Source organism: Hyphomonas sp. (genome assembly GCF_037969335.1).
GTDB lineage: Bacteria > Pseudomonadota > Alphaproteobacteria > Caulobacterales > Hyphomonadaceae > Hyphomonas.
The window spans coordinates 1-14328 of record NZ_JBBKXE010000113.1 but is presented as its reverse complement, the minus strand read 5'-3'; the positions used below and the strand labels follow the sequence as shown (position 1 = coordinate 14328).

General features: G+C 61.7%; 10 protein-coding genes. 2 read left to right on the top strand and 8 right to left on the bottom strand.

Annotated features, from left to right (window positions below; translation table 11 throughout):
• Positions 1–70: 70 nt before the first annotated feature.
• Positions 71–1483, bottom strand: coding sequence for a YdiU family protein (locus tag AADA04_RS08605; protein WP_340692849.1), 1413 nt, complete (start codon positions 1481–1483; stop codon positions 71–73).
• A gap of 194 nt (positions 1484–1677) precedes the next feature.
• Between AADA04_RS08605 and AADA04_RS08600 the strand changes: the two genes are divergently transcribed.
• On the top strand, positions 1678–4554 hold the full coding sequence (locus AADA04_RS08600) for a TonB-dependent receptor (RefSeq protein ID WP_340692848.1): 2877 nt from the start codon (positions 1678–1680) through the stop codon (positions 4552–4554).
• 79 nt (positions 4555–4633) lie between these two features.
• Here the strand turns inward: AADA04_RS08600 and AADA04_RS08595 are convergent, their stop codons facing one another.
• Both AADA04_RS08595 and AADA04_RS08590 read right to left on the bottom strand, forming a co-directional pair.
• Positions 4634–6988 (bottom strand): TonB-dependent receptor, encoded by a 2355-nt coding sequence (locus AADA04_RS08595; protein ID WP_340692847.1) that lies wholly within the window; start codon positions 6986–6988, stop codon positions 4634–4636.
• A 187-nt stretch (positions 6989–7175) separates the two neighbouring features.
• On the bottom strand, positions 7176–8186 hold the full coding sequence (locus AADA04_RS08590) for an alpha/beta hydrolase (RefSeq protein WP_340692846.1): 1011 nt from the start codon (positions 8184–8186) through the stop codon (positions 7176–7178).
• Between the two features lie 10 nt (positions 8187–8196).
• On the opposite strand from AADA04_RS08590, the gene AADA04_RS08585 reads away from it, so the two are divergent.
• Positions 8197–8847 carry a DsbA family protein gene (locus AADA04_RS08585; protein WP_340692845.1) on the top strand — a complete coding sequence of 217 codons (651 nt, stop codon included), beginning with the start codon at positions 8197–8199 and terminating at the stop codon, positions 8845–8847.
• On the opposite strand, the gene AADA04_RS08580 is transcribed toward AADA04_RS08585, so the two are convergent.
• The 5 genes from AADA04_RS08580 to AADA04_RS08560 form a co-directional block, all read right to left on the bottom strand.
• Entirely contained in the window at positions 8844–9743 is a 900-nt protein-coding gene (locus AADA04_RS08580) for a hypothetical protein (RefSeq protein WP_340692844.1), read from the bottom strand. The genes AADA04_RS08585 and AADA04_RS08580 overlap by 4 nt on opposite strands.
• A gap of 122 nt (positions 9744–9865) precedes the next feature.
• Entirely contained in the window at positions 9866–11206 is a 1341-nt protein-coding gene (glmM, locus tag AADA04_RS08575) for a phosphoglucosamine mutase (protein WP_340692843.1), read from the bottom strand.
• A 59-nt stretch (positions 11207–11265) separates the two neighbouring features.
• Entirely contained in the window at positions 11266–12054 is a 789-nt protein-coding gene (gene cysQ, locus AADA04_RS08570; protein WP_340692842.1) for a 3'(2'),5'-bisphosphate nucleotidase CysQ, read from the bottom strand.
• 24 nt (positions 12055–12078) lie between these two features.
• Positions 12079–12963 carry an FKBP-type peptidyl-prolyl cis-trans isomerase gene (locus tag AADA04_RS08565; protein WP_340692841.1) on the bottom strand — a complete coding sequence of 295 codons (885 nt, stop codon included), beginning with the start codon at positions 12961–12963 and terminating at the stop codon, positions 12079–12081.
• A gap of 72 nt (positions 12964–13035) precedes the next feature.
• The gene (locus tag AADA04_RS08560; protein ID WP_340692840.1) at positions 13036–14262 is read right to left on the bottom strand and encodes a threonine ammonia-lyase; all 1227 of its coding nucleotides are present in this window, start codon (positions 14260–14262) and stop codon (positions 13036–13038) included.
• Positions 14263–14328: the final 66 nt, after the last annotated feature.

Sequence of the window (14328 nt, the reverse complement as noted above, 5' to 3'; positions counted from 1 at the left end):
CGATCATGGCGGGGCCTCGCAAAGGGGGTGGCAGGGGGGTGGCAAGGGGGTGTTAGGACCGCAAATTGGCTCAGGGCGCAAGCGCTGTGCGGGCAGCCTCGAGGTGGGCCATCTTAGTGTCGAAGGCGGACCAGTCATCGCGCTCGGCAATCGGCGCCCAAAGGGATTCGACATCCTCTATCAGGAGGACAACCGGGGCGGCGGCCTGGAAGTAGGGATGGGACAGCCGGTCTGCGTGGGTCGGTGTGCGGGCGGCGAGTGTATCGCGCACGGGGGCGAAGTCGGAGGTCTCGTAGAGCGCGGCCTGGGGCGAGGCCTTCATGCGTGCCTCGCTGGCAGCGCCGCCATAGAGATCGAAGAAGGTTTGCGGCCAGGACGCGCCGCTGGTGGTCATCCAGCCATAGAGGCCCTGCAGGAAGGTGAGGTCATTGCGCAGGTCGCCGGAGCCGGCGAGGCCGAGCAGCAAATGCGTGTGGGCGGCGAAGGCTTGCTGGTAGGCGGCTTCATAGGGCGCGAGGCCCCGGGCGAGATCGTCAGCCTCGGCCAGCGGCAGGAGGGCGGAGGCGAGCTGTTGCAGCGCCCAGGCGCCCTGGGTTGGCTGGCGGCCGAAGCGGTAGAGGCCGTTCTGATCGAAATAGGCGGCGGTAAAGTTCGGGTCGGACACGGGCAGGAAGCGCCACGGGCCGAAATCAAAGGTCTCGCCGGTCACATTGAAATTGTCGGTATTCATGACGCCGTGGACAAAGCCGGCGGCCATCCATTGTCCGATCATGCTGGCGGTGGCGCGCGTGATGTGGCCGAGCAGGTTCACCGCCTTGGTGGCCATGTCGGGTGCGTCGGCGCCGGGATGGAACTGGGCGACGCAATAATCGACCAGGCTGACGAGGCCCTCGCGGTCATTGAGATAGGCGGCGCGCTGGAAGGTGCCGAAGCGAATATGGCTTTCCGAGAGGCGCACGAGCACCGCGCCACGGGTCGGCGACGGCTCGTCATTGCGATGCAATTGTTCGCCCGTCTCGACCAGGCTGAACGCCTTGGATGTGTGGACGCCGAGCGTTTCGAGATAGGTTGCGGCAAGGATTTCGCGGACGCCGCCCTTGAGGGTCAGCCGGCCATCGCCCTGACGCGACCAGGGAGTCTGGCCAGAACCCTTGGTGCCGAGATCGAGCAGGCGGCCGGTGCGGTCGCGCACCTGTGCGGAGAGAAATCCGCGTCCATCTCCCAACTGGGGATTGTACGTGCCGAACTGGTGGCCGTGATACCGCATGGCGAGCGGCTGGGGCAGGTTGCCGGGCAGCGACTCGAATCGCGAAAAGTGGCTGAGCCATTGGGCATCGTCGAGATCGCCGAGGCCGACGGCGTTTGCCCAGCGACGGTTGCGAAAGCGCAACACTTCGGAAGGAAAATGGGCCGGTTCTACCGCATCTGCGAAATGATCTGCCAGCGCAAGAAACGGGGCAGGGGAGGGGAATTCACGCAACATCCATTCATTTTTGACCTGATTTCAGCGGCTTGCGCAACAGGTTTGCGCGAATGCATAGCAGGATTGCGATATTGCAGTGCAGCATAGGTCGTCCCTATCGCTGCGTCAGCATGTGGCTAAGGTTACAGACCAGTGAGGGATACATCCGGAACCATAATCCGGGGGACGTCACAGGTATAAACGGAGGAAACCAAATGAGATTAACCACAAGATTGGTGCTGGGGGCGTCTGCTCTTGCGCTTACGACCGCCCTGCCGGCGTTTGCGCAGGAAGCGAGTGAATCCGAGCGCAAGCTGACGACGGTCACTGTGACCGGTTCATTCATCCAGGGCACGCCGGAAGACGCTGCCCTTCCTGTTGACGTGCTGACGGCGGGCGACCTGAAACTCGAAGGCCAACCTTCGATCACGGAACTGATCCGTAACCTCGGCCCGTCTTCGGGTGTTGACGGCCAGACCAACCAGTTCGCTTCGAACGGCCTGGAAGGCACGTCGAACATCAACCTGCGTGGCCTTGGCCCTGCACGGACACTGGTGCTGATCAACGGTCACCGCCAGACATACCACCCTTACTCGATCGGTGAGCAGGCTCAGCTCTTCGTCGACACGAACAATATCCCGACCGCTGCTGTTGGCCGGATCGAAGTGCTGAAAGACGGCGCTGCGGCGCTGTACGGTTCGGACGCCATTGCTGGCGTCGTGAACTTCATCACCAATCGCGACCTCGACGGGTTTGAAGTTGGTGGCTCGTACTCTCAGTTCGATGGTTCCGATGGCGACTACGACCTTTCGGGTGCTTATGGACTGCAAGGCCAGAACTTCAGCTGGGTGACCTCAGTTGGCTACAACAAGCGTACCGAAGTCGCGCTGAACGAAAAAGACTGGGCGGTCCTGCCAAATGCCGACAACCCGGTTGGTGGTTGGTCGTCGCTTTCCAACCCCGGCTATTATGTTCCGCTCGGCGTTGTTGGGGGGGCAGTTTCCCCAATTCAGGGCCCCACAAATGATACGGGTTGCGAAGACGTAGGTGGCCTGATTGTTTCCGGCACCTGCCGTTTCCAGTTCACGCAATTCGACAACCTGGTTGAAGAAGAAGAACGGTTCCAGATCTTCTCCGAGTATAACCGCAACCTGTCGAATGGCGCAGCAGTGCACCTTGAGGCGCTTTATGCGTCTTCGGATGTTCCAAGCTGGAAGACATCGCCTTCTTATCCACCACAGGCACTGCTGAACCAGTTTGTGCCGGCGAGCGCCCCAGGTTTCCAGCAATATGTTGCTGACAATCCCGGCGCGTTCCCGGCCGCATCTGTCGGCGCCCTCTTTATTGGTCGTTCGTTCGGTTGGGGTGGTTTCCCAGTTACGGGCGGCGCGCAGGAGGGTTATCGCAAGAGCGAAACCTACCGTCTGTCCGGCTCCTATATTGGCGACTTCGACAATGGTGTTCACTATGATGCCGCGCTTAGCTATTCGGCAACCGAGAGCGAACGCTCGACTAATGACACGTATATCACAGGCCTGACGGCAGCCCTGCGCGGTTACGGTGTTTGTGTCGATCCGAACACGGGTTTCGACCCTGCAACTGGAACCCAGCCTTGGGTGGCTGGCTATGCCGGCTCGCTTGCGGCCGGTTCGGGCGGGTGTGAATATTACAACCCGTTCTCTAACGCCATTCCTGCGAACGCTGTCACGGGTACAGCCAACCCGAACTATGTTTCCGGACTTGAAAACTCGGTCACATTGGCAGACTGGATCACAGACCCAAGCCTGACGATCGCCAATACAGACCTGCTGGTCTTTGATGGTGTCTTCTCAGGCCAGAGCAATGTTCAGGCTGCGGGCGGAAGCGTCGGCTGGGCTGGTGGTGTCCAGGTTCGCCGCGAAAGCTACAAGGTCGAGCCATCGGCGCTCACCGACCTGACCATAACGCCGGGACCCGGCGGCACGGGTCCCTACTCGTTCCTTGCCGGTACGACACCGGCTGACGAAGACCAGACGATCTATGCTATCTTCGGCGAATTGCAGATTCCGCTATTCGACAATGTCGATATCCAGGCGGCTGTTCGTTACGAGGATTATGGTGGCGACATTGGCTCGACTTTCGATCCGAAAGTGGCAGCCAAGTGGACTCTCAGCGACAATTTTGCCCTTCGTGGCTCGGCCCAGACCTCGTTCAAGGGTCCAACGCTGAACCAGTTGGGTGGCGTTGGTACATCGCTACAGTTCATCTCTGCGGCGTCGGCATTCAAGGCGGTCGACACGTTCGGCAATGCGGACCTGAAGCCGGAGTCGGCGTTCAGCTTCAATCTTGGCGGCATCTATGAGATGGGCAACTTCTTTGCCTCGCTCGACTATTACAATTTCGACTTCTCCGATCCGGTCATTGTTGAAGAGCAGGCGAATATTGTGAACGCAGCCGTTGCCGCACTGGCCACGGCGACCACGGATGATGATGCCATCCTGTCGCGTATTACGTTCAACGATCCGTTGGCACCGACGGCAGCAACGATCTCACGTGTCCGTACGAACGTGACGAATGGACCAGACATTAAGACGTCCGGTCTGGACCTACGCTTGCAGAATAGCTGGGACATGACCAATGGCGGTGAATTCGCAATTGGCGCGGATGCCACCTACGTCATCGAGTATGATGTTGATCCTTACTTCGTGGAGGGTGTGGCCATCGGTGGTGGTGACTATGTCGGCCAGTTCAACCGGGGTAACTTCACCCGGTCCATGCCGCAATGGAAAGCGAACCTCTTTGCCAATTACGGCGTCGGGGATCACAACTTCCGGGCCGTCATGCGCCACATTGACAGCTACAAGGACGAACGCGCGGCGGCCGCCCGTGGCGGTGTCGGTGAGAAGATTGACAGCCAGACGACGTTCGACCTGTTCTACACTTGGCAGTCGACCCCGCTGGACCTGGATATCGGTCTCTCCGTGGTCAACGTGACGGACGAAGATCCGCCATTCGCGGCCTTCGACGTGAACTACGATCCCTACACGCACAACCCATTCGGTCGTACGTTCAAGATCAGCTTCACCAAGCGTTTTGGCGGCACGGGCAAATAGTCCAGCGTCCAGATTGCAGACAAATAAAAAGGGCGGCCCAAGGGCCGCCCTTTCCTTTTGGAGATGAGGTCTGAAAAGCCTAGCGGCTGATCGTGAACTCGATACCGATCAGGCGACCCTTTTGCAGCGGCGAGAATGTGCCGATTGACGGATCGTTCGCGAACGGCACGTCGACGCCGGTCGAATTGCTCGCACCACCTGGTGCGAAGCCGGCCAGTGTGCCGCCGAACGGCACTTGCGTGTCGCCGCCAGCAATCGATTCGTCGATCAGGTTCTTGCCGAACAGGGACACGGAGACGCCATCCATTGGCGTGTTCCAGGTCAGGTTCGCATCCAGCTGGTCCGCAGCACTCATCCAACCGAAATTGTTATCGGTGAATGCGTTCTTGTCGCGGTGCTGGAAGGTCAGGCGCGATACGAGCGAGCCACGGTCGGCCATGTCGTAATCGTGAATGACCGAGACGCCGTAAGTCGCTTCCGGCACGCGGGGCAGGGAGAGATCGAGATCCGCGCCGTCCACAACGCCGTCACCCGAGATGTCATAGATGACCTTGCTGTATTCGGCATCGATCAGGCCCAGGTTGGCCGTGACGAGAAGCGAATCGGTGAGAGCGTAACGACCTTCAAGCTCGAAACCGTAGATGTCGGCATCGGCTGTGTTGATGATCGTCTGGGCCACACCGGAGGTTGGCGACGAGAGATTCAGCTCGCGTTGCATGTCCTTGATGTCGTTCAGGAACACGGCAGCATTGAGCTGGCCGCGGCCGTCAGACGTGGTGTGCTTCATGCCGATCTCGAAGCTGTCGACCTTTTCGGCATCAAAGGCGCGCGAATCCGTTGCCGGGAAGAGCGCTTCGAACGCGAGGGCGTTCGTGATGCGGAAGTTGTAGCCACCCGAACGGAAGCCCTTGGTGTAGGTGCCGTAGAACTGGGTGTCGTCGGTGTGGAAGTATTGCAGGCCGATCTTTGGCGTCACTTCGCTCCAGTCGTCCTTGTCGGAGAAGCCGTTTGGCTCGCCGGCAATGTACGGGTTGGTGCCCGTGGTCGGGCAGGTTTCATCAACCATGGAGCAATTGGGGCGCGGGCGCACATAGGTGATGTCCACGTCCTTCTCTTCATAGCCGTAGCGCAGGCCGAAGATACCGGTCAGCTTTTCGGTGAAGTCATAGTCGACCTGGCCGAAGATGCCATAAACCGTATGGTCCTGGCGGCCGCCGCCATTGAATTCCCAGTCGAGGCTGGCCGGGAAGCCGACCGGACGGGTGGTCGGCAGGTCGCGGCGTTCGGTATAGGCGATTTCCTGGGTGAAGTAGAAGCCACCGACGGTGACGTCTGCCCGGTCGAACGTGCCGGAATAGCGCAGCTCTTCGGAGAATTGTTCCTGGGTGAATTCGGAACCCGAGTGGAACAGGGTGAGTGGCGTTGCATCAATGTCGGCGCTGGTCGTGGAATCGACTTCGCGGTAACCAATGACATTGGTGATTGTGCCATTGCCGAAGCCGACATCAAGATCCGTGCGCAGCGAGCCGAACGTGATGTCGTTATCCAGGAAGCCCGGATTGTTGATCGCGATATCGAAGCTGCCACGGTCGTAGAAGCCACGGTTCTGGCCGTTGGGGCCATCGGAATTGGTCTGGAAGTTTTCGACCTTGCCGAGGAAGGTGAGGGCGTCGGTCGGCATCCATTCGAGCGCACCGCGCACGATGGTCGTGTGGGCTTCACCGAGATTGTCGCCGGTGGCGAGGTTCTCGAAATAGCCGTCATCGAAATTGTGATAGATGCCGAGCTTGCCGTTCAGCTTGTCTTCGATGAGCGGGCCGGAAACCGTGGCCTGGAGGGTCGTGTTCGGACCGCCGCGACCATCGTCGATCGGCGTTTCGATCGTGGCGCGTGCCTTGTAGTGGAAATCGTCAGTCGGGTTGCCCGTATTGATCAGGACAGCGCCGCCGGTCGTGTTGCGACCGAACAGCAGGCCTTGTGGGCCGCGCAGGATTTCAACGCTGTCGAGGTCGAACAGGTCGAGCACGACGCCCGAGTTCACGCCGATATAGACGCCATCGACAAAGACGCCGACGGTTGGGTCGATCGAGGGGATGGACGAGTTGATGCCGAGGCCGCGGATCGAGAAGTTCGCGGTGCCTTTCGACGTGCCGACATCTTCAAGCGAGACGTTCGGGGTGGAGTAGCTGAGGCTCTGCAGGTCGTTGACCTTGAGCGCATCCAGCGTTTCGCTGTTGAACGCGGTGACGGCGACAGGCACGTCCTGCACGTTTTCGACATTGGCCTTCTTGGTGGCGGTAACGGTGACGGTTCCAAGGACGCGGGCGATGGCGTTTTCACGCTCTGGTGCGGCTTCCTGTTCCTGGGCGATGGCTGCGCTTGTGGCGAACACGAGCACGGATGCTGACAAAGCCAGCATTTTCTTGAATCTCATTCTGTGTTTCCTCTGGATTATACAAGTTTTCGTAGGCACCCGAAGGCTCTGGGAGGAGGGTGGGTGCTGTTGCTCCATAAGGCCTAACCGGCCTGTGGAGAAAGGGGGGTCAGACAAAATCGAAGCGTTTGCCGGCGACCGTCGCAAAAATGCAACGGAGGGTTACCCAAGGGTATCTACAGGTGAATCAGACGGCGCCGAGCGCCTTGCCGACGACGTGACCGGCGTCCCGGATCGCCAGGCGAACCGTGTCGGACAGGGCGGTCATGTTCATGAAGCCGTGGACCATGCCGGGGTGCTCGCGCACGGTCACGCGGACGCCGAAACTGGCCATCTTGTCGGCATAGGCGAGGCCCTCATCCTTGAGCGGATCCCAGCCGCATAGGACGAAGTGGGCCGGCGGCAGGCCCTTGAAGGCGTCCGGCCCGGCAAACAAGGGCGACACGCGCACGTCCATGCGCTGGCTCTCGTCGGTGATGTAGCTGTCGCGGAAATATTCGAACAGGTTGGCCGAAATGAAGAAGCCGCCTTCCTGGAAACTCATCTTCTTGGCGCGGATGTCGACGAACTGGACCAGCGGGTAAAGCAGGAGCTGGAAAGCCGGGCGCGGGCCGCCGGTGCGGTTCATCTCCTGCGCCAGATAGGCCGAGAGATTGCCGCCGGCACTGTCGCCGCTGACGGCGAGGCGCTCCGGGTCGAGACCGAGTTTCGCCGCATTGGCGACGATCCATGTCCAGGCAGCGAGGGCATCCTCATGCGCCGCCGGGAAGGCGTGTTCGGGCGCGAGGCGGTAATCGACGGCGATGACCCGGCAGCGGGCGCCTTCAGCGAGGCGCTTGCAGACCATGTCATGGCTGTCGAGGTCGCCGAGCATGAAGCCGCCGCCATGGAAGAAGACGATGCCGGGACCGGGCGGAATGCCGGCGCCGAGCGGCGTGTAGAGGCGCGCCCTGAGCGGGCCGTCGGCGCCAGCGACCTTGAGGAGCGATATGTCGGCCATTTCGGGTGCGTCGCGCTCGATGGCCCGGCTGGCGACATAGAATTGCTGGCGGAGCTTGTCGGTCGAATGCTTCCAGTCGAGCTGGGTGAGGTCCGGTATCTGGAACCGGTCGAGGAATTGCCGAAAGGAATCGTCGAGCGCCATGGCCGCAAGATGGGAGCGAATTCCGGTCTTGTGAAGGCACAAACCAGAGGCCACACTCCGATTCATGAAAACTGTTGATGTCTACTGGTCGTTCCGCTCTCCCTATTCCTATCTCGCAACAAAGCGCCTGCGGGCGATGCCGGGGACATGGGATGTCAGGGTGCGACCGCGCCCGGTCTATCCGATCGCCATCCGCACGCCGGAATTCTTTTCGGAGATCCGACCGCAATGGGTGCCTTACCTGCTGAAGGATGTCGTGCGCCTGGCCCAGTTCCTCGACCTGCCCTTCGGACGGCTCGACCCGGACCCGGTCGTGATGAACATGCAGACGCGGCAGATTTCGCCCGACCAGCCGCATATCCACCGGCTGACACGGCTGGGCATCCTGGCCTGCGAAGCGGGCGATGCCGAAGGCTGGGCCTTCATGGACGAGGTCTCGACCCTGATCTGGTCCGGCGGGGCATGGACGGTCGGCACGGCGCTGGCGGAGGCTGCAGCGCGCGCGGGCTTCGACCTTGCCGAGCTTGACCGGCGTGAGCAGGCCGAGACGGCGCGCCTCGACGCCGTGATTGCCGAGAACCAGGCCGCGCAGGACCCGCACCATTGGGGCGTTCCGCTGATGGTGTTCGAGGACGAGGCGTTTTTCGGCCAGGACCGGCTGGATGTGCTGGAATGGCGCCTCGGACAGTCAGGCGTCGCGCGGCGGGACGCCTAGAACCGGGAGAGGCCGGCGAGGTCAAATCCGCCAAGTTCCAGCTGGCGTATGAGGTCGGCGAAGGCGCGGCCCTTGGTGTCCTGGGGCAGGGTCTTGAGCGCCGAAGCGGCGGTTGCGCCGAGATCGCAGACATTGAGCGAACTGACGAGATCGCGTGAATCGGTGCCGGTCTGGGCGGCCATCAGAAGGGGCATGACCTGCGGATCGGACACCATGGACATGACGACGCCCTGCATGGCGGCCTTGTCGGTATGGGTGAGGGCGCCGCGGGCGACCGGATGGATCTGGGCATCCTCGATCGCGACGAGGAGGTGCGTCACCAGTTCGAAGCCATAATCGCGCAGCGGCTCTTCCAGCATCTTGAGTTCCTGATTAAGCGCGGTCTTGTCGTCAAGGAGGGACGGGTCGAGACCGGCGTACCTGCTGCCCTGGCACCAGGCGTTGCCGGTATGGGACGCAGACTTCAGGCGGTTGCGGGTCATTGTGAGAATTTTGTCGAGATGGCGCGTATCGGCCCGGGCAAGGTCTGCTGCGTGGTCCTTCAGCAGGGCTGCGGCGTGATCGAAGACGATCTCGGCCTGCTCAGCCTGCGGGCGCCGACCGGCTTTGGCGAGGCGTTTTTCGAGACTGGCTGACGCGCCGGGATCAATGCGGGTGAGCGTTTCGAAATAGGCTTTTGCCGGCCTGGACGTGAGGCCCGCGGGCATGCGAGCGGGGCCCGTGTCTGCAGTAGCGACAATTATTTCCGCTTTCTGTCCGGCCTTGCCGGATTTGGGCGTGCCGGGAAAGTTCAGGGCAAGGAAAAACACTCCGCCTACGACCGCGAAGGTCGTGAGTGCGAATATGGCGGTGCTGCCACGCGCTTGATCCTTGCCCCCGCGGGCATCAAACGTCATCTAGAAACCCTCCCGAGTGGAGGGAAATCTAGCTGGAAAACCCTGACAAGGATTTAAGGCGCGCCGATCAGGGCTGGGATAATCTATCCGCGCGCGGACTGGCCTGGCGCGATGCGGCCGGTTCAGGCTTCGGCTTTCACCGCACCGACAACAAGCTGGAGGGCCTGCTGCATCAGGTCAGCTTCAAGCGCTTCGGCCATGACGCGGATCAGGGGCTCGGTGCCGGATTTTCGCACGACCATACGGCCGCGCGAGCCCATCAGGGATTCCGCTTCGGCCAGGGCAGCTTTCACGCGGGCGCTGTCCATTGGATTGGCGCCTGCATAGCGGATGTTGACGAGTTCCTGCGGTGCCGGTTCGAACACACGGGCCAGCGCCGACATTTTCTGGCCGCTCTCTGCGAGCACGGAGAGTACGTGCAGGCCGGCGAGCAGGCCGTCTCCGGTGGTCGAAACATCCGACAGGATGATGTGGCCGGACGGCTCGCCACCGAAATTGAAACCGTGGGCCCGCATGTGTTCGCCGACATAGCGGTCGCCGACGCGCGTGCGCGACAGAGTCAGGCCGAGTGACTGGAGATACTGGTCGAGGCCCATGTTCGACATGACCGTGGACACGATACCGCCACCCTTGAGGCGACCGGTTGCATGCAGTTCCCGTGCGATCAGCGCCATGACCTGGTCGCCGTCGATTTCGGTGCCCGTTTCATCCACCACGATGACCCGGTCAGCATCGCCGTCGAGAGCAAGGCCGATATCTGCGCCGCAATTCAGTACGGCGGCTTTCAGCGCCCCGGTGTCAGTCGATCCGTATCCGGCATTGATATTTATTCCGTCGGGACCGGCGCCGATGACCGTCAGGTCGGCGCCACAATGCAGCAGGGCTTCCGGCGCGGTTTCAAAGCCGGCCCCATGGGCGCAATCCAGCACGACCTTCATGCCCTTGATCTTGCTGCCTGAACTGACCGTTGCGAGGCAGCTGCGGACATAGTCGTCACCGACGCCGACCATGCGCTGCGGTGTGGCGATCGTCTCGGGCGGCGCAAAACTGGCATTGAACGCGCCAGCCATGGCCGCTTCGAGCGCTTCTTCGGTCGGATCGTCGAATTTCAGGCCGTCGGGGCTGAATAGTTTGATGCCATTATCTTCGTACTTGTTGTGCGAAGCTGAGACCATCAGACCGAAACAGGCGCTTGTCGTGCGTGTGGTCATGGCGACGGCAGGGGTGGGTACGATACCGGCGAGCAGGGGGGTGAGGCCCATGCTGGTGAGGCCGGCAACGAGGGCGGCCTCGATCATCTCCCCGGACCTGCGTGTGTCGCGACCGATCACGACCGTGCCTTTTCCGTCCGGCGCGAAGGTGCGCGCTGCGGCGATGGCGAGCCGGAGCGCGGTTTCAGCCGTCATCGGCTGCTGGTTTACCCGGCCGCGAATGCCGTCAGTTCCGAAATATTGCCGTGCCATGCGCTGCATCTCCCTGCTCGTTCCTTGGCAGATTTGCGTCTGTTAATCGAGAGGGACGCTCAACAGGGTGTCACGTCGCCATAGACGATGAAGTGCGGATTGTCGTAGCCGCGCTCGCGCTTGCCATAGAGGAGCGGCGTGCCCTCCTCGGTGAGAACGCGTCCGCCAGCGGCCTCGACCACGGCCTGACCAGCAGCGGTGTCCCACTCCATCGTGCGGCCCATACGGGGGTAGAGATCAGCTTCGCCCGCTGCAATGAGGCAGAACTTGAGCGATGACCCGGCACCCAGCGTCTCGTTGACCTTGTGCTTGTCGAGCCAGAGATCAGTTTCCGGTGTGCGGTGGGATTTCGACGCGATGGCGGTGACGCCAGCCTCCGGGCAGGGACGAATCCGGAGCGGACGGCGCTCTGCCGGAACATCCGCGCCGGGCGCCGCCTCGGCCTGCCAGCCGGAATTGTGGCTTTCGGCAACGAACAGGCGGCTTTTCGCGGGCGCGTACACAACGCCCATGACCGGGCGGCCATGTTCGATGATGGCGATATTGACCGTGAATTCGCCATTCCGGCTGACGAATTCACGGGTGCCGTCGAGCGGATCGACGAGGGCGAAGCGGTGGCCATGCTCGGGAACGCGTCCTTCGCTGGCTTCTTCTTCGGCGATGACCATGAGCGTCGGATCGGCCTTGGCCAGCGCTGCGAGGATCAGAGTCTCGGCCTTCTGGTCTGCTGCCGTGACAGGCGAGGCATCGCCCTTCTGTTCGACGGCAAAGTCGCTCTCATAGATGTCCATGATCAGCTTGCCGGCATCGAGGGCGATCCGGGCAAGTGTGTCCGCACTTAGGGTCATATCGTGTTCCGCCTGGTCCAGCGCCTAACCGCGCTTCATCACGTCCATCATTTCGACTTCGAAGATCAGCGGGGCATTTGGCGGGATCGGGCCGCCGGGGGTGCCCATTTCGCCATAGCCGAGCTCTGACGGGATATAAAGCATCCAGCGATCGCCGGGGCGCATCATTTCAAGCGCTTCGACCCAGCCTTCGATCAGCTGGTTCGACGGGAAGGTTTCCGGCGAACCGCGCTCAAAGGAACTGTCGAACAGCTCGCCGGTCTCGGCGAGGCGGCCTTCATAATGCACGGCGACCATTTCGCCATTCTCGGGCGACGGGCCGGAGGCATCACCGCTGGTGAGGATGACATATTCGAGGCCGGATCCGGTTTTCTTGACTTCCGGCAGTGCGGAATTCCAGGGCATGTATTTTTCCCAGGCGGCGGTGTCGGACACTTTCGGCACCAGCACTTCGAGCAACTGGACGCGGAAGACGAGGTCGTCACCCGCCTTGATGACGTTGCCACGCGCCGAATTGCCATAGCCTAGCGCGTTCGGGATGAAGAAGAGATAGTCGTCGCCTTCGCTCATCAGCTGGAGGCCTTGCGTCCAGCCTGGGATCACCTGGTTCAGGCGGAATTGCGCAGGTGTGCCGCGCTCAAATGAACTGTCGAACTTCTCGCCGGTGGCGATACGGCCATCATAATGGACGCTGACCATGTCGGTCGGCACGGGCGACTTGCCGTTTTTCGGGCCTTTCTTGAGGACGATATATTGCAGGCCGCCTTCGGCAGACTTCACGTCTTTGCCGGCGGCATCCCAGGGCAGGTATTGTTCAAATGGGGCATTCACGTCGGTAAGGTCCTTGGTCTGGCTGCAGGCAGCAATCATGAAGAATGCAGCGCAGGCTGCAACGAGTGTGCGGATCATCTTGGGTCAGGCTCCGTCTGGTTCTGGTCTGGCGCGGGTTTAAGGCGCTTTTCCGGGCAAGTCACCTTGCCGCTACAGGGGCCGTGGCGGGTAGCCCTCGGCGGTCAGGGCGTCGATGACGTCCTGCGTGTGCTGGGCATCACGGGTTTCGATCAGGATGTCGAATTCGGCGCCCTTGGCCGGCACATCGAGCGCGAGCCGGTTGTGCGCGACTTCCATGATATTGGCGCCATTGTCGCCGATGATCTTGGAGACAAGGGCGAGAAGGCCCGGACGGTCGTCGCCAATGATGCGGATCGAGGCGAGGCGCTTTTCCCGTACCAGCGCGCGGGTGAGGACCGAGGCCAGCAGGCGCGTATCGATATTGCCGCCGCACAGGACGAGGCCGACCTTCTGGCCGCGGAACTTGTCCGGATGGGCCAGCAGGGCGGCAAGGCCCGCGGCACCGGCGCCTTCGGCGATGGTTTTTTCGACGTTCACGAACAGGGTGATCGCCTGTTCCAGGTGTTCTTCCTCGACAAGGAGGATTTCATCGACGAGATCGCGGGCGACTTTCAGGGGGAGGCGGCCGACTTCGCGCACGGCGATGCCTTCGGCGATCGTGGCGCCACCGACCTTGACCTCCCGGCCTTCGAGTTCAGCGAGCATGGCCGGGTACATCGAGGTTTCGACGCCGACGATGCGGATATCCGGGTTGATGCCCTTGGCCGCGATGGCCATTCCGGCGATCAGGCCACCGCCGCCGATTGGCACGACCAGCGTGTCGAAGTCCGGCTTTTCTGCAAGCATTTCAAGGGCGATCGTGCCTTGTCCGGCCATGACATGGGGATCGTCAAACGGGTGGATGAAGGTCAGGCCTTCGCGCTGGCAGATATTGGAGGCTTCGATCTTGGCTTCGTCGAAACTGAGCCCGTGGAGCACGATCTTGGCGCCATGGCTGCGGGTTTGCTCGACTTTGCTGAACGGCGTCGTGCGGGGCATGACGATGGTGGCGGGGATGCCGAGCCGGCGGGCGTGATAGGCGACGCCCTGGGAGTGGTTCCCGGCGGAGGCAGCGATGACGCCTGCTTCGCGCTGGGCCTCTGTCAGGTGTGAGAGACGGTTCAGCGCGCCGCGTTCCTTGAACGCCGCCGTGAATTGAAGGTTCTCGAACTTCACCCAGACGTCCGCGCCCGTAATCGCCGACAGCGTCCGGGAATGATGCATCGGTGTGTGCACGATCTGGCCTTCGAGGACGCGGGCAGCGGCTTCGATATCAGACAGCGTGATGGGCAGGGCGGTGGTCATTGTATCAGGCATTCAGGTGGTCCCGGATCAGGTCGGGCGCACCCTATTCGCGCAATCCTGCGAGGGCAAGGCGGGTGT

Coding starts and splice junctions, on each gene's coding strand:
- AADA04_RS08605 (WP_340692849.1), bottom strand. CDS start 1,483: ATGTTGCGTGAATTCCCCTCCCCTGCCCCGTTTCTTGCGCTGGCAGAT.
- AADA04_RS08600 (WP_340692848.1), top strand. CDS start 1,678: ATGAGATTAACCACAAGATTGGTGCTGGGGGCGTCTGCTCTTGCGCTT.
- AADA04_RS08595 (WP_340692847.1), bottom strand. CDS start 6,988: ATGAGATTCAAGAAAATGCTGGCTTTGTCAGCATCCGTGCTCGTGTTC.
- AADA04_RS08585 (WP_340692845.1), top strand. CDS start 8,197: ATGAAAACTGTTGATGTCTACTGGTCGTTCCGCTCTCCCTATTCCTAT.
- AADA04_RS08580 (WP_340692844.1), bottom strand. CDS start 9,743: ATGACGTTTGATGCCCGCGGGGGCAAGGATCAAGCGCGTGGCAGCACC.
- glmM (WP_340692843.1), bottom strand. CDS start 11,206: ATGGCACGGCAATATTTCGGAACTGACGGCATTCGCGGCCGGGTAAAC.
- cysQ (WP_340692842.1), bottom strand. CDS start 12,054: ATGACCCTAAGTGCGGACACACTTGCCCGGATCGCCCTCGATGCCGGC.
- AADA04_RS08565 (WP_340692841.1), bottom strand. CDS start 12,963: ATGATCCGCACACTCGTTGCAGCCTGCGCTGCATTCTTCATGATTGCT.
- AADA04_RS08560 (WP_340692840.1), bottom strand. CDS start 14,262: ATGCCTGATACAATGACCACCGCCCTGCCCATCACGCTGTCTGATATC.